Origin of the sequence: Flammeovirga sp. OC4 (assembly GCF_000812565.1) — a bacterium.
GTDB lineage: Bacteria > Bacteroidota > Bacteroidia > Cytophagales > Flammeovirgaceae > Flammeovirga.
In genome coordinates, this window is record NZ_JTAM01000031.1 from 47649 (window position 1) to 64056 (window position 16408).

Below are 16408 nucleotides of genomic sequence, written 5' to 3' on the forward strand. Positions count from 1 at the left end.
AGCTCTTCCCTTTTTTATATCAACCTTTCTTTTTCTTTACAATAGCCTCTGCTAACCATAGATATTCTTCTACAAAAATATCAACAGCACCTTCAAAATCTGGGTTCAATAGAATTCCTTCTGTATCTACTTGATTTTGGACATTTGCGACCGTCATCATTCTGTAAATAGGATAAGCCATCAATGCTAATACTTGCAGTTGCATTGCTTGAGCAGCTCTTATGCCACCCAAAGGTCCAGCCGAAATACTGATTACGCCAATAGGCTTTTTTTGATAAGTACTTTTAGGGAAGAAATCAATGGCGTTTTTTAGAGCAGAAGAAAAACTACCGTTGTATTCAGGAGATGCTAATAAAATACCATCCGCTCCATCTAAGATTTTTCCCAGTTTTTTAACGTTTTCAGGAGAGTCATCATGTAGTGTATTGGTCAAAGGAGGTAGTGCATATTCTTTAAGATCAACCACTTCAACATTGAGTGAAAATTGTTCTTTCATCCTATGTGCAATATAAAGTACTGCACCATGAGATTGTCTGTCATCTCTTACACTTCCAGAGAGTAGTACTAGTTTCATTTTTATTGAGTTTTAAAAGTATATTTTAATTTATAAAACCTTCTTTAAAAACAAGCACTTTTACTAACAAAACTTAGCAAGGCTAAGGAGAGGTAAGATAACTTGTCAATATTTAATAACCTTTTCTCTAACTTTGTGCTTTTCTATGTTATTTACCCAAGGCCTCTTTTTGTAGAACTATTGACAAAAGAGAACTTTCAATTATTGACTTCCATTTAAGTAAGAAATATATAATGAAAAAGACATTAGCGAGTGATAACTATTCAGGGACAAATCCTGAAATTATTGAAGCATTGAGTAAAGTAAATATCGGACACCAAGGGTCTTATGGAGCAGATGATGCTACAGCTGGAGCCATTGCAGTTTTTCAGCAATTATTAAAAAAAGATATTGATGTTTATTTCACGATGAATGGTACAGGAGCCAATGTGACTGCTTTGTCTTCTGTTTGTCCATCTTACGGTGCTATTATTTGCTCTTCAGTGGCACACATTAATGTAGATGAATGTGGTGCACCTGAGAAATTTGGAGGATTTAAGTTACTCACTGTTGAAAAGGATAACGGTAAATTAACTCCGGAAGATATTGCTCCTTTTTTAGTGAATTTGGGTGAGCAGCATTGGTCACAACCTAAAGTAGTTTCTATTACGCAAGCAACTGAGTATGGCACTGTTTATACTTGTGAGGAAATTAAAGCGATTGCAGATTACGCTCACCAAAATAATCTACTATTACATGTTGATGGTGCTAGAATCAGTAATGCTGCAGTTTCATTGGGGGTTTCTTTCAAAGAAATGCTAGTGGATACAGGTGTTGATTTTATCTCATTTGGCGGTACTAAAAACGGTTTGATGTTTGGTGAGGCAGTCATCTTTTTGAATACAAAGATCTCAGAAAACTACAAATTTGTTAGGAAACAAGGGATGCAGCTATTATCTAAAATGCGATATATAGCAGTTCAGTTCGAAACACTTTTTGGTTCTGATTTATGGAAAACAAACGCTTTACATGCCAATAAAATGGCTAAAAAATTGGCTGATGGTTTAAGTAAAGTACCTGAAGTCACTCTTACACAAGAAGTACAGGCAAATGGTGTTTTTGCTATTTTACCAAAAGAAGTGATACCGGCAATGCAGGAACAATCTCCTTTCTATGTTTGGAATGAACAAACAAACGAAGTCCGCCTGATGTGTTCTTTCGATACATCAGAAGAAGAGATCAATGCATTTATTGAAAAATTAGAGGCTCTTACTGCTACTACGGCTTAAGCACCTATTAAAATAAAGAGTACTAATTTTGATAAACTACTTTATAGATGAAGCCATGTATTTTACACAAAGTACATGGCTTTTTACATTTTGTTGAAACAATTATTACTTGAATTGGTTTATTGTTTATTGAAAACTCCTAACTATCTCCTCATTATGAAAATCATTATTAAATACTCTTCTCTCATGTTCGTTGGATATTTATTATTATTCCTCATCATGAGGTTCCTAAATCTATATCATATTATAGAGCTGAGAGCATTAAATTTTGTGATTCATGCCGGAGGTATCTTTTATGCATTTAAAGCATTACAAAAAGAAAACCCAAGTGACTTTGGGTACCTGTCGGGGTTTCTCAATGGCATGAGAATATCACTTTTCAGTGCTATACCTTTCGCCATCTTTATGATGTTTTATCTGACTTTCATAGATCCTGAATTTTTACAGTATTTAAAAGAATCAGCGCTTTCAGGAGCATACATCACAAAAGGAAAATTATTTATTGGTTTATGTGCGGAAGCCTTGGGTTCAGGGATTCTGATATCATATATAGCGATGAGATACACTTTACTACTTTCTTCTTATCGCTCATAATTAAGATTATCAACTATAGACAAATTAGACCTACAAGCTGGAAACCTCATGGATTTAATCCGTGAGGTTTTTTATTTTTTTAAGTGATAAATGTTAGAGTGAAGTGTTCAAAGTGTAAAAATGCTCTTCTAGCATAAGATGTAATTTTTTGTAGGCTATAAGTATTTGTAGATGTGTGGTTTATTTTGTGTTTAAAACTGATGGTGAAGTAATGAAGTATTGAGGATGAAAACTTGAAGTATTGAAATCTGACGTGATTTTGTGCTGTTTCATTAGATTTCGAAATGAATGTTTAGTGCCTGTAAAGAATAATTATGATGGACTAGGAAACTCGTTATTCCTCATCAATGTCAAACAATTATTTCTACTTTTTGCAGGCTTATTATTCACTAACCGAATCATAACAACTGATTTCAAACCAGCAGAAATCAGTAAAATTAAATGAACAGACAGATGAAAAAGATATGCTGCTTAACGCTATTACTTTGGGTATATAGTGTTCAGTTCATACATGCTCAATGTTTACAAGATTTGACTCTTGGAGCTTTTAATAACTATTACCTTCCATCGGATTATAATCTATGTTCTGATTTGCGTGCTGATTTATCAGGAGCAAATGGCATTACCAGTGCAACAGTACCTGCTTCGAGTTTAACTATTCCATCAGGTTCAGACATCACCATTACTGCTACTACTTTTTCAATTTTTTACCTCAATTTAATTATTGAAAAAGATGCAATTCTTCGTATCGAAGGAAACATGCAGATTGAAGATGCGGATGTGTATGTTTCGAGTTATCAGATTGATGGGCAACTCATAGTAAGTGGAGACCTATCAACTAGCGCTTGGAGTTTTGAAAATAATGGAGTTGGAGAAAACATCATAATCAATGGAAATGGTTCTGTTCAGGTGGGAGGAAACTTTAATAGTGGAACAATTAATCCAGATAATGTCTCAGATGGAATCACTTGGGATCTTGACTGTGATAAAGTTGATGGTCTTTTAAACTGTTCCGATCTCCCTGTAGAGCTTACTTATTTTCAAGCTTCTCCAAAAGAAGGATTAGTACTTTTAGAATGGGAAACTGCTACTGAAATAAATGCCTCTCATTTTGAAATAGAAAAATCTTCGGACCGAAAAGTATGGGAGAAGATAGGAACCCTTAAGGCTTCGGGAAATTCTCAAGTACCGATTACTTATCAATTTGAAGACAGAGTACCTTATTCATTGACTTATTATCGTTTGAAACAGATAGATTTTGATGGGACTTTCGCTTACTATGGTCCTATATCAGTGATGTATCATGCGGAGCAACAACTTTTGAATGCGACAATCATTCCCAATCGTATTACTAATGGAGAAGAATTTCAATTGAGTATATCCGGTTTAAGAAAAAGTAATGATATGCAGATTCAAATTTATAACAGCCAAGGTCATCAAGTATATTCTGAGAGAGTTCAAAGTATCAAAGCTCACAATTTATTAAAGACCATCAACTTTACAAGCCAATTAGCATCAGGAATGTATTACGTTATCATCAAGTCGGGAAAGGATAGTACCACCAAGAAACTTATGGTTAATTAGAACACAAATTGGCAATTACACATCATAAAATCGAATGTTATAAATACAAATCCGAATAGGATTTTACGAAGTGAAATAGATGTTTATGTATAATAATTGTAATTATTACGTTGTTAAACTAAGAAGTGCTTTAAAATTAGACTTTATGAATAAAAAATTGCATTTGTTAAATGTTATAGAACAATTTTGATGTAAATATTGTTTTTATATATTTGTCTAATAATCTATGAGTTAGACATAACGGACAAGTCAAATTTTTACGTTAGGCTTAGTATACTATTGTAATTGTGCGCTTATATCTACTTTTTAATATTATTTTTTGAAGCTCTAAATTAACCAAAACAACCAACCTCAATCATGCTGTAGTTGGTAAAATAAATAGACTTACTTATGAAGAAATTATACTTATTATCATTGATGTTATTTATATCAATAGTTGTTGTTGGTCAAGTGGTATGTACAACACCTAATGATGGAGTAGTGTATACTTCTGATTGTTCATATACAAATAATACAGATGTTAATATTGGATCAGGTGACGAAGTCACTTTGTCACAAAATGCTGATCCAGATATTACAACTAATGTAGTTTGGACAGTAAACTCTTATACTATTGATGGTAATTGGAGTTTGTTTGGGGGAACTGATTATGGTAGATTAACAATAGATGAAGGTACAACTTTAACAATTTATGGTAATTTAATAATGTCTGAATATGGTATACTTACTGTTAATGGCACCTTGAATATTTATGGAGATGTATCACATACTGTTGGGACTTCTTTTGGAGACCGTTTACTTATTGGTGAAAATGGTACCATGAATGTAAATGGTAACCTTGATTTAACAGGGCCTTGGGGAAATGGAATATTGGGTATAGTAGAAGGAGAACTGAATGTAACAGGAGATGTAGCAGGAATAGGTAATCTTCCCGTAGAACTCACTTATTTCCAAGCATCATCAAAAGAAAAAACGGTTTTACTAGAATGGGAAACAGCTTCAGAGATCAATGCCTCTCATTTTGAAGTGCAAAGGTCAGCAGATAGAAAAACATGGGAAACGTTGGGGCGTGTACAAGCAAGTGGTAATTCACAAATGGCTATCTCATATAAGTTTGAAGATAATGACGCATTACCAACAGCGTATTATAGACTGAAGCAAGTTGATTTGGATGAAGCCTACGAATTTTTTGGACCTGTTCAAGTAGCATTAAGTGGAGTAGATATTCCACTATCGTTACTAATTATGCCTAACAATATAAGTAGTGGGGAAAAAATACAGTTTAGCCTTTCAGGTTTAAATGTGGGTAGTAATGTTGATATATCAGTGTATGATAGTCAAGGTAACGTACTTTATTCTGAAATAGAAGAAGACATAACCTCTGAAGTTTTATTGAAACCTATGGATTTCACTTCTTCGTTAGGTTCAGGAATGTATTATGTCGTTGTAAAATCAGGAAAAGATATCGTGAAAGAAAAACTCTTAATCAATTAATCATCGCAACATGAAGTATTGAGCGATTAAAAATAAGATAATCCCATAGTTTTGTTGAAGCTATGGGATTATTTTATGCTTGAATTTTCCTTAAAAATTGACTTCTAAAACATATTTTAAGAAATGTAAGAAAAAAGTTAAGCTGAGCATGTATTTCCCTTTAAAACCATAAATGCATGGATAATAGCTTCTTATTTTCATTTTTTAGGATGTATGATTCTTTCAAGAAAGGCTACAACTACCTCTTTTTTTTATCACTAAAACCTAAGAAACATACGGTTTCAAATTTCTCTCATATCAACACAATAAACACTATTGCGTTAGACATTACGACCACTGCAATGATTTAAAATACAATGACTAATCGTTTAATTAAAATTAACTATTTCTTGAGAAAATTTCTTTACTATGAGAACTATTTACCCCTTACTACTAGCTGGTTTTCTTGGATTCATAACGATGGAGAGTTATGGACAGTGCGAAACTAAATGGAATTCATCATTATCTATAAGTGATAATGATACCTTGACTTCAAATGGATCCTGTGTTTATGGAACTGTAGGAACTGATTTAACTTATTCTTTAGCGAATTTGGGCAGAACCTTAACGGTTGAAAATGATGTGACAATCAATGTAGGGGATGAAAATACCTTTGCAATTACAGGAAGTAATATTGCTAGAAATTTTATACTTAAAGTTGAAGAAAATGCCACATTAACGATCAATGGTAATTTTAGGATGAATTATCATTGCGACTTGAAATTAGATGGAAAACTAATCGTAAAAGGAGATTTAAATACAGCAGGTTGGGATTTCTTAATGAATTTTGATTTAGGTGATAATGCCATATTAGTAGTAGAAGGTGATGCTAATTTTAATAGAAGTTATGGCAGTAATACAGACCATATATATGTTTTAGGGCAAAGTAGTAGTGAATTAAATAATTTTACCACGGTAAACGTCGGATCAGATCCTTTCTCCAATACTAAAGCATTAGATTTTGATGAATCGAGTACATCTATTGACTTTTGGGACGATACCAAATTGGTTGCTTCAGATAGATCGTCCAACAAGGTTAGTGCTTATTTGTTAAGTAACTTGACCATTAATTCATCATCAGGTTGGTATGGTAAGTATTTAAAAGTAACGGCTTATGGTTTTGATGCAGATGATATAGTAATGCCGGATCAATCTGGAGGAGCAATTCAGTCAATACAAGAATTAAAAAGTAGAATAGGAAAGGTAAAATGGGATGTTCAAAACGCTACCGTAAAAAATAAAATTGATCGCTATCATGTCAATAAGAATAATGGAGGAGGTAATAATGGAGATTTATCAGGAGAAGGAGACGCAGAAACTTATACTTATCTCACCAAAAGCAGAAAAATTGTAATAGAATTTGTAGACACTTACGCAGAAGTGGTGACAACGTATCCAGAATATTTATCTGGAGGAAGATTGAATGGCATAATGTCTATCGATGAAATTGAGGTTTCAAATAATAATGTGGGTGATTTACCCATTGAGTTGAGTTCGTTTACCGTTGGATCTACAGATCAGCAGACTGTGACATTAAGCTGGACTTCAGCGATGGAAATCAATAATGATTACTATGAAGTATTTCGTTCTGTAGATCAAACAAATTGGGAAAGTATAGGAATAGTAGCAGGGGCAGGGAATTCAAACTATGCAATTGATTATACTTTTATCGATGAGGAACCACTTCGAAGGGCTTATTATCAATTAGTACAATATGATTTTGATGGAGGAAGTGAAGCATTTGGTCCCTTGTTTATTTCTTTACAAAAAGGAGATATTGACAATTTTCAAGTCAAGACCTATCCTAATGTAATTCATGATGAACCTATAAGTCTTTCTATTCAAGACTTATCAACTACCAATGCAATTATGGTCCAAGTCATAGATAATATGGGAAGCATAGTTTACCAAGAAGAAATTGAAAATTTAGCAAAGAAATCAATCCTGAAGCCTGTTCAATTACCGTCTAATTTACCATCAGGAATGTACTATATGATTGTGAAAGCAGGAAGACAGGTGGCAAAGAATAAATTGATTTTACAATAGTAAGTACCAAGACAAAATTATTTAACACTAATTCTATTTATTGTTTTGCGATTACTTACTTCAAAAAATGCTTAATAGAACGAACCACTATTCATACGTTTTTTAGCATCGTACTCACAAAAAAAATTAGAATTAACGATGATGGCTTAGTCTTAGAAAAATAATAATTAGGTAAAGAGTATATATATAACGAGTGAAATTAATGAAGCTGTTCCACGAGTATCTTGTGGAACAGCTTATTTTTATTTTTTAGCATCAAAGGCTTCAATAGGAAGGTCGGTTGCAATAATATCTACACCGAGATCCCAAGCATCTTGATATTCTTTAGTTCTATTTTGAGCATCCTGTACTTTATCAGTGGTGTGGAAAGTAGCAGAAATACAGTAGATTCCTTCTTTATGTAATTTTTCATAAAGTGAGGCATCCTGAAGTTTCACACCCGTAAAAGCGATCATTCTATTAAATGGAATACCAGAAGCTTTAGCTTCTTCCCATCCTTTTTCATCCATTATAGTCACTGAAATCATTAATTCAGGTGCTAATTGATGAACGAGTTTTGCATCTTCCCAATTATAAGTGATTACTACAGCATACTTCTCAACACCTGCATCACGGATGGCTTTTGTGATTTTTTCAAAAGGAACGCCACGTTTTACATCAACGGTCAAAAGTGCTTTGCCTTTTTTAGTCCACTTCAATACCTTTTCAAAAGTATCAAATTTATATTTTGTCAAATTACCTTCATCGTCTTTCAAACGAATTTTCTGTAATTCTTTCCAAGTATAATTTCTGACAGAACCGCTACCTGTAGTAGTTCTTCCTAACTCGTTGTCATGCATTAAAAACATCACACTATCCTTGCTCATCTCAACGTCTAACTCAATCACGGGAACGTCTACATATTTGACAAGATGCTTGAAAGTGGGAATACAGTTTTCTGGGTAACCTATATAAGGGCCACCACGGTGAGCACTAACTAATTGCTTAGGTTCAGAAGCATTGTAATCAAAAAAGGAATAAAGATCTTCAACACTTTTAAAGTCTAAGGATTGTGCATGAAGTTGGAATGTTCCTAGGAAAAGGATAATGGAAAATAGGGTTCTCATTTTTTCTTAGGGGGAAAATAAAATTAAGTGGATGAGAAAATTAAAACGTGCGTCTATAAGCCGAGTTCTGTACCTCCATTGTAAGCAATGTGGTCCCTGTCATTTATCTAGGCCTGCAATCGCTCACAGGCTCCATCGACCTACCCATCTTATCTGTCTGTGAAGACAATGAAGCGAGCCACCTCATTCCCGAAGGACAATAAGACCTATTTGGTCTTTCATCTCACAAGGTTTACCATGCCGTTCGTGTTGCCACCAACGCGGTGAGCTCTTACCTCACCCTTTCACCCTTACCCGAAGGCGGTATACTTTCTGTTGCACTTTCTGTCACTCATTACTGAGTGCCTTCCCGTTAGGAAGTGTGATGCTCTGTGATGCTCGGACTTTCCTCTTCATTACTGAAGCGACAAGGCAACGCACGTTTGCTGCAAAAGTAAGAAGAGAAAAATTAATAACTAAGGATTAATAACTAATAATTGCCAATTCATAAGTAAAAATTAAATAAGTCGATATTTTTCACTTTTGGCTTTAAAATGGGCGATTAAATGAGAAATTTTAGAAAAAAAGGCACTTTTAATGATAAATTATAAAAAACTTCACCTTTCATTTATCAAATTGTTGGTGATTCAGTGATTTAAATACTACTTTTATAACTTTAGTACTAAGACAAATGTTATTGAATATTTGAAACTGACTTTTTTATCTATCTTTTGTCGGAATTATCATTGCATATTTTCAAGCTATGCATTCCTATTTCGATGCAGTTAGATGAATCATTTTCATTCATAAATACGATGAATTTGCCTTAGCATTTCAATCGCAAATTTTGCGAATTGTTTATACTTATGGACTAGCAAACAGGAAAAGGATGAAAGTACTCAAGTTTGGAGGTACATCAGTTGGAAGTGCGAAAAATATCCAACAAGTGGCCAATATCCTTTCCGATTACCAACAAAGCGGACAAAGAGTCGCAGTAGTGGTATCGGCGATGAGCGGGATAACAAACAAGCTCATAGAAGTAGGGAACAGAGCAGCGTCAGGTGACGAAACCTATAAGTCATTATTGAAAGATATTGAGTCTACTCATTTGACCGCGATTCGTGAGTTAATTGAAGTACGTAGACAAAGTAAAACCATTGCGTTCGTGAAACTTCAGTTGAACGACCTAGAGGACATTTTAAGAGGTATTTTCCTTTTGAAAGAGTTGTCTCTACGCTCATTGGATATTTTACAGTCTTTCGGAGAGCGCCTTTCATCATATATTATTGCTGAGTTCTTAACACAAGAGGGCGTTCCTGCTGAACAGTTAGATGCACGTAAAGTAGTGCGTACTAACAGTGTATTTGGTGGAGCGAAAGTTGACTTTGTAACAACAAATTCTGCAATTACAAAGCATTTTGCAGAAACAGATAAAATGCAGATCGTAACTGGATTTATTGCTTCTTCTGAAAGTGGTGAAACAACTACTTTAGGTCGTGGTGGATCTGATTATTCTGCGGCGATTTTCGGAGCAGCATTGAATGCTACTGAAATCGAAATTTGGACAGATGTTGACGGTGTAATGACTACCGATCCAAGAGTTGTGCCTACAGCCTTCTCATTGCAACAACTGTCTTATGAAGAAGCAATGGAGATGTCACATTTCGGTGCGAAAGTGATTTACCCTCCAACACTTCAGCCTGCAATCAAGAAAAACATTGATCTAAGAATCAGAAATACATTTAATCCATCTTTCCCTGGTACACTTGTAACAAGCAAGTCAGGTCAGGAAGATTGGCCAGTGAAAGGTATTTCTTCAATCAAAGAGATTGCTTTGGTTACACTTTCAGGCAGTGGCTTGATTGGTGTTCCAGGTGTATCGTCAAGATTGTTTGGTGCATTGGCAAGAGGTGGTGTATCGATGATTTTGATTACACAAGCTTCTTCAGAACATACAATTACTTTCGCTGTTGCACCTTCTGATGCGACTGAAAGTAAGAAAATCATTGAGGAGGAGTTCTTCAATGAAATGGCTTCAGGAAAAGTAAATCCAGTTGAAGTTCAAAATAACTTATCTATTCTTGCGATTATTGGTGAGAATATGGCACATCGTCCAGGTGTGGCAGCTAAGTTATTTAGTGCATTGGGTAAAAACGGTGTAAACATCGCTGCTATTGCTCAAGGTTCTTCAGAACTAAACGTTTCTGTTGTAATTGAGCAGAAGCATTTATATAAATCATTGAATGCATTGCACGAGATCTTCTTCTTGTCAGATATGGCAGAGTTGAACGTGTTTATGTTAGGTCTTGGTTTGATTGGTAATACATTACTAACTCAAATGAGAGATCAGGCAGAATACTTATTGACTGAGCGTAATTTACGCTTGAACGTCGTAGGTGCTGCCAATTCAAAGAAGATGATCTTCGATGAGTCAGGTTTAGATATTTCATTGCCAAAAGATGAGATTCTTGCGGACGGTGAAGCTTCAAATGCTGGAGCATTTGTAGAGAAGATGATCGAAATGAACTTGCCAAACTCTGTGTTTGTAGATTGTACAGCGGGTGAAAGTGCGGTGAAATTGTATGAAAAGATTCTATTGAACTCTATTTCTATTACTACACCAAACAAAATCGCCAACTCAAGTAGCTTAGAATATTACTTGAAATGCCAAGCAGCTGCAAAACGTAGAGGTGTGAAATTCTTGTATGAGACAAACGTAGGTGCAGGTCTTCCTGTAATCGGTCCTCTTCAAGATTTAAAGCGATCGGGTGATAAGATCATTAAAATCGAAGGTATTCTTTCTGGTACTTTATCGTACTTATTCAATACTTTCTCAGCAGGAATGAAATTCTCTGAGTTGGTGAAAGATGCGAAAGAAATGGGTTATACTGAGCCAGATCCTCGTGATGATTTAGGTGGAGTAGACGTTGCCCGTAAGATCTTAATCTTAGCTCGTGAGGCAGGTTATCATATGGAACCATCTGAGGTGACTGTAAAACCAATCCTTCCTCAAGCATGTATGGATGCTGAGTCAGTAGATGACTTCTTTGTAGAATTAGAGAAAGCAAATGATCTATTCGAAAAACAAAGAGCAGAAGCAGAAATCGAAGGTAAGGCACTAAGAATGGTTGCTACTTTGGATGAAGAAGGAAAAGCAACTGTAAGTTTGGAAGCTGTAGATAGTACGCATCCATTCCACGGATTAGTAGGTTCTGACAACATGGTTGTATTTACTTCTCGCCGTTACTTCAATGAGCCATTAGTAATCAGAGGACCTGGTGCTGGTGCAGAAGTGACCGCTGCTGGAGTATTTGCAGAGATCATTACGATTGGAAACTTCCTTATTAATTAAGAATTAAAAGTTAAGAATTAAGAAGGCCTTGGTTCTTACTGTGAGGACGTAGTTTTGGACTGCGTCCTCATTATATTATAAAAATATTACTCGTTTTGGACGAATAACGTCATGAAAGAAGTAAAAGCATTTGCCCCTGCTACAGTGGCTAACGTAGCTTGTGGCTTTGATATCTTAGGTTTTGCCGTAGATAGCCCTGGTGATGAAATCGAAATGAAATTAGTCGATAAGCCGGGTATTGTAATTAAAGACATCACAGGTGATGATGGCCGTTTATCTCGTAATCCAAAAGAAAACACAGCGACCGTTTCGGTGTATCAGTTTTTAGAAAAAATTGGAGCAGAAAAGGCAGGGATTGAAGTAACCTTACACAAGAAAATGCCTTTTGGTAGTGGTTTAGGTTCTTCATCAGCAAGTACAGTTGCTGGTGCTTTTGCGGTCAATGCATTATTTGACAATCCATTAACTTCAGAAGAGTTACTCCCTTTTGCAATGGAAGGAGAAAGAGTGGCTTGTGGTGCAGCACACGCCGATAACGTGGCACCTGCATTGTATGGAGGATTTGTGTTGGTACGTAGTTATGATCCTTTGGATGTTGTTCGTTTGAATGTTCCAGAAGAATTATGCTGTGCAGTAGTTCATCCTCATATCGAGGTGTCTACAAAAGATGCTCGTAATATCTTGAGAGGTGAAATTCCATTGGTAGATGCGGTTCGTCAATGGGGTAATGTAGGTGGTTTGATTGCAGGTTTAGAGCAAGAAAACTATGATCTGATTGGCCGTTCATTACAAGATGTCATTGTAGAACCAATCCGTTCAATGTTGATTCCAGGTTTTGATGAAGTAAAAAGAGCTGCAGTTTATGCAGGTTCAATGGGTACCGCAATATCTGGTTCTGGTCCTTCAGTTTTCTCTTTATGTAGAGGGTTGGATAAGGCAGAAAGAATTGCCAACGCTAAAGTGGAAGCTTTCAAAGCGATCGGAATTGAGAGTGATAAATTTGTATCAAAAGTGAATAAAGTAGGACCGAAAATTATTTATTAATTTTCCTCCTTTCTCATATAGAATGCCCTGATGTTTTCAATATCAGGGCATTTTTTATAATTTAGAATCAATCTACTTACATGTTTATTTTAGCTGATTATGTTATTGGTAATACTAAAAAAATAATCTTAATTTTTTGAATTGATCCTCTATGTGACTTTCCTTATCCTCTTTAGATTATAATTTTAGTTTTAATCCAAGCTTCTTATAATAGAATGAATCTTTTTGTAATATATATTTAATTATCCCTAAAATTTCAAACTCTAATTTCTTGTAACGATTTTTATATACGTCTAATTAACAAAATAATCTTCATAGAATAATTCAATTTTTAAAATGCAAATAAGTGTAAATTTTATCTTATTTATTTTGCGATTTTCTATTTTAACCAAATAGAAATGAGGTTGAAAACTATTTTTCAATATTTTCAGTTAACAATAATTTAACATTTAAGTCTCTTGTTTGTTCAATTTAGAGTCATAAATTCGTAATGATTCAATTTTAGAATGATGCCTTCAACCAGCACTATTTTAAAAAAAAGAACAAACTGTAACCATTTATCCAGCTTAATATAAAATCATGACTAAGTACCCAAAATAACTAAAACTACTTTTGATTATTTTTTGTAAGTACTTAAGACCAAGCTATTTCTAACTTAATAATACAACCAATAAAATGAGTAACGATCATGGTGGTTTAACGACAACCATCGACCACAAAACGGCTGCGTCAACTAATTATGATGCGGTTATCGTTGGTTCTGGTATCAGTGGTGCTATTGCTGCCAAAGAACTATGCGAAAAAGGTTTCAAGGTGTTGATTCTTGAAGCTGGTCCGGGTAAGGATCTTTCTTTAAATGGGTATGAAAAGTATTTGGACAACTTTTACACTGCTACATCCAAAGACAATAATGCTCCTTTTCCAAGAAACCCAAATGCCCCAATGCCAAGGGGTACAGATGTGGACAGTCTGAGGCCAGGTGAACCCAATTCTGCTAACTTTTTAGTCCAAAACGGTCCATTGGTGACAGATACTACTTACTGTAAAGTAGTGGGAGGTACTACAATGCACTTTGAGTCAAAAACACCTCGAATGCTCCCTGAAGACTTTCATATGAAAGACAAATATGATGTGGGCGTCAATTGGCCAATGGACTACAAAGAGTTACAGCCTTACTACAGAAAAGCAGAGAAAGAAATGGGAGTATCTGGTGAAGTAGCATCTCAAAACATCACTGGAACTGACAATTACGCCGAAGGGTATGTTTTCCCTATGCACGGAATGCCTCCTTCTTATCTTGACCAAACAGTTGGAAAAGGTTTGAACGGTATGAAGGTCGACATGAAAGGTGAAGAGCATACATTGCAAGTAAGACCTTTCCCTCAAGGTAGAAACGGTATTCCCAACTTGGAGTACAAAGCGTTCAATGACGGTGAGAATTTTGTTCCTGAAGGAGCAGTAAGTTTACACCAAGCTGAAATTGGTGAACGTTGCCAAGGAAACAACAACTGTACACCGATCTGTCCTGTACAAGCAAAATACGATGCGCGTAAAACGTTGGTGAAAGCCCTTAGAACAGGTTATGCTGATTTATTGCCTCAAACAGTAGCTTCAAAAGTAGTGGTAGACGATAGCGGTAAAGTCACCGAACTTGAGTACAAGCACTATGATTCAATGGAATCATCAGAGTACGAGACGGGTAGCTTTAAAGGAAAGATTTTCGTTTTGGCTGCTAATGCTATTGAAAATGCACGTTTGATGTTAGCCTCTGGTCTTCAAAGCAGCAGTAAACTGATGGGTAAAAACTTTATGGATCACCCGTATTTACTGACTTGGGGATTACTACCAGAAGTAGCAGGTACAATGAGAGGTACAGTTTGTACATCAGGTATTTCTGATTTAAGAAGCGGTGAGTTCCGTAAAGAACATGCTGCTTTTGCCATTGATATTCACAACGACGGTTGGGGATGGGCCACAGGTTCTCCATATACTAACCTTCATGATATTGTGGATAATATGAACAAGTATGGTAAGGAATTGAGACATGAATTGGTCAATCAGATTTCTACACAGCTATTGATGGCCGTGATGATTGAGTTGATGCCAGATCCATCCAACAGTATTACGGTAAGCCCAGACTATACAGACCGTTTAGGCAACATGCGTCCGATTGTTTCACTTTCTATCCCTGATTATACGCTGAAGGCAGTAGAGAAGGCAAGACAAGTGACTCGTCAGATCTTCCAGAGACTGGGAGCAGAAGATCATACTTCTTATGATCCATTGGACTTCGGTTACGTTTCTTATAATGGCGAAGGTTATGCACTGCGTGGTGGTAACCATATTGCTGGAACGCATATTATGGGAGATGATAAAGCTACTTCAGTAGTAGACAAGCATCAGAAGTCATGGGATCATGAAAACTTATATTTGATTGGGGCAGGTAGTATGCCTTCAATCGGTACATCAAATACTACGCTTACGCTAGCTGCTTTGTGCTTTAAGAGTACCAAGAAAATGTTAGAAGATTTAATCTAGATTTCGCTCTTTTTTTAATTTAAAATCAATAAACACTTATCCAAAACTTTCTAATAACTATGAATGCTAAGACATTAGAAATTCAACAATTTCTACAATTGTCCGTAAAACTAACGGCCTTCTCAGAATTTCAACTTCAAGGAACAGGACAATTAGAAGAGTATTATGATGCTGTATATCAGATTGTTGGTGAAAAGAATATGATACAGTTACTTACTACTTTTGATAAAATCCAAGATGATACAGGATCAGATGAAGCTGCTTTTGATAAGCAATTCAGAGCTAAAGTTTTAAGTGATGAAAAACTAGGGCCAATTACTAGAAGTATCATCAAACTTTGGTTTGTAGGAACTTGGTACCAATTACCAAAATCATGGAACGACACATTCGGATTATTAGAAAATGATAAGACCTATGTGATCTCTCCAAGTGCTTACAAAGAAGGTTTGCTTTGGCCAACAATTGGCTCACACCCTATGGGAGCAAAAGCTCCGGGTTATGGTACATGGTCTGCTCCTCCAGAAATTCCAGCAATAGACTAGTATGCTGTAAACTAAGTTTTCGAATATATATAATATTTCTGACTATAAGTCATATATAGATAACGTTACTGTTACTTCTAATAGGCTTTCGATCCTACTCATTTGGTAGTACGTTCACCGGCCTTGAAGGGAAGAGCGTTAAGAATTTCATGTATTGAGCCGTTAAAAATGATTTTTCTGTCTGAGTGCAGCGAGTTTAAAATCATTTAGGCGAAAGGAATGGAATTTAGTTTTTGACTTCTAAGCCT

11 protein-coding genes and 1 other RNA gene are annotated in these 16408 nt (G+C 35.5%); 9 read left to right on the top strand and 3 right to left on the bottom strand.

Annotated elements, in window-relative coordinates:
• Positions 1-19: 19 nt before the first annotated feature.
• The gene (locus PL77_RS17445; protein WP_044208083.1) at positions 20-574 is read right to left on the bottom strand and encodes an NADPH-dependent FMN reductase; all 555 of its coding nucleotides are present in this window, start codon (positions 572-574) and stop codon (positions 20-22) included.
• Positions 575-807: 233 nt separating this feature from the next.
• Here PL77_RS17445 and PL77_RS17450 point away from each other — a divergent pair, with 233 nt between their 5' ends.
• The 5 genes from PL77_RS17450 (at position 808) to PL77_RS30735 (ending at position 7599) form a co-directional block, all read left to right on the top strand.
• The gene (locus tag PL77_RS17450) at positions 808-1842 is read left to right on the top strand and encodes a low specificity L-threonine aldolase (RefSeq protein ID WP_044208086.1); all 1035 of its coding nucleotides are present in this window, start codon (positions 808-810) and stop codon (positions 1840-1842) included.
• Between the two features lie 156 nt (positions 1843-1998).
• A complete protein-coding gene (locus PL77_RS17455) occupies positions 1999-2436 on the top strand; it encodes a DUF4199 domain-containing protein (protein ID WP_172665891.1) in 438 nt (145 codons plus the stop codon).
• 453 nt (positions 2437-2889) lie between these two features.
• Complete coding sequence (locus tag PL77_RS17460; protein WP_172665892.1) at positions 2890-4020, top strand: T9SS type A sorting domain-containing protein; 1131 nt, start codon at positions 2890-2892, stop codon at positions 4018-4020.
• 390 nt (positions 4021-4410) lie between these two features.
• Positions 4411-5514, top strand: a complete 1104-nt coding sequence (locus tag PL77_RS17465) for a T9SS type A sorting domain-containing protein (protein WP_082026610.1) — start codon at positions 4411-4413, stop codon at positions 5512-5514.
• A 408-nt stretch (positions 5515-5922) separates the two neighbouring features.
• A complete protein-coding gene (locus PL77_RS30735; RefSeq protein WP_052444518.1) occupies positions 5923-7599 on the top strand; it encodes a T9SS type A sorting domain-containing protein in 1677 nt (558 codons plus the stop codon).
• A 242-nt stretch (positions 7600-7841) separates the two neighbouring features.
• Here PL77_RS30735 and PL77_RS17475 read toward each other — a convergent pair whose 3' ends face one another.
• Complete coding sequence (locus PL77_RS17475; protein WP_052444519.1) at positions 7842-8705, bottom strand: glycerophosphodiester phosphodiesterase family protein; 864 nt, start codon at positions 8703-8705, stop codon at positions 7842-7844.
• A gap of 40 nt (positions 8706-8745) precedes the next feature.
• An RNA gene (rnpB, locus tag PL77_RS30750) (RNase P RNA component class A) lies at positions 8746-9128 on the bottom strand.
• Between the two features lie 445 nt (positions 9129-9573).
• Here rnpB and thrA point away from each other — a divergent pair.
• The 4 genes from thrA to PL77_RS17495 all read left to right on the top strand — a co-directional run bounded on the left by thrA (position 9574) and on the right by PL77_RS17495 (position 16160).
• Positions 9574-12036, top strand: a complete 2463-nt coding sequence (gene thrA / locus PL77_RS17480; RefSeq protein WP_044208092.1) for a bifunctional aspartate kinase/homoserine dehydrogenase I — start codon at positions 9574-9576, stop codon at positions 12034-12036.
• Positions 12037-12147: 111 nt separating this feature from the next.
• Complete coding sequence (locus PL77_RS17485; protein WP_044208094.1) at positions 12148-13080, top strand: homoserine kinase; 933 nt, start codon at positions 12148-12150, stop codon at positions 13078-13080.
• Between the two features lie 675 nt (positions 13081-13755).
• A complete protein-coding gene (locus PL77_RS17490) occupies positions 13756-15618 on the top strand; it encodes a GMC family oxidoreductase (RefSeq protein WP_044208096.1) in 1863 nt (620 codons plus the stop codon).
• Between the two features lie 59 nt (positions 15619-15677).
• The gene (locus PL77_RS17495) at positions 15678-16160 is read left to right on the top strand and encodes a hypothetical protein (RefSeq protein WP_044208097.1); all 483 of its coding nucleotides are present in this window, start codon (positions 15678-15680) and stop codon (positions 16158-16160) included.
• Positions 16161-16408 lie beyond the last annotated feature (248 nt).

Bases quoted from the DNA above. Each gene is read 5' to 3' on its own strand.
- PL77_RS17490 (WP_044208096.1), top strand. From the start codon at position 13,756: ATGAGTAACGATCATGGTGGTTTAACGACAACCATCGACCACAAAACG.
- PL77_RS17445 (WP_044208083.1), bottom strand. From the start codon at position 574: ATGAAACTAGTACTACTCTCTGGAAGTGTAAGAGATGACAGACAATCT.
- PL77_RS17495 (WP_044208097.1), top strand. From the start codon at position 15,678: ATGAATGCTAAGACATTAGAAATTCAACAATTTCTACAATTGTCCGTA.
- PL77_RS17455 (WP_172665891.1), top strand. From the start codon at position 1,999: ATGAAAATCATTATTAAATACTCTTCTCTCATGTTCGTTGGATATTTA.
- PL77_RS17485 (WP_044208094.1), top strand. From the start codon at position 12,148: ATGAAAGAAGTAAAAGCATTTGCCCCTGCTACAGTGGCTAACGTAGCT.
- thrA (WP_044208092.1), top strand. From the start codon at position 9,574: ATGAAAGTACTCAAGTTTGGAGGTACATCAGTTGGAAGTGCGAAAAAT.
- PL77_RS17475 (WP_052444519.1), bottom strand. From the start codon at position 8,705: ATGAGAACCCTATTTTCCATTATCCTTTTCCTAGGAACATTCCAACTT.
- PL77_RS17450 (WP_044208086.1), top strand. From the start codon at position 808: ATGAAAAAGACATTAGCGAGTGATAACTATTCAGGGACAAATCCTGAA.
- PL77_RS17465 (WP_082026610.1), top strand. From the start codon at position 4,411: ATGAAGAAATTATACTTATTATCATTGATGTTATTTATATCAATAGTT.
- PL77_RS17460 (WP_172665892.1), top strand. From the start codon at position 2,890: ATGAAAAAGATATGCTGCTTAACGCTATTACTTTGGGTATATAGTGTT.
- PL77_RS30735 (WP_052444518.1), top strand. From the start codon at position 5,923: ATGAGAACTATTTACCCCTTACTACTAGCTGGTTTTCTTGGATTCATA.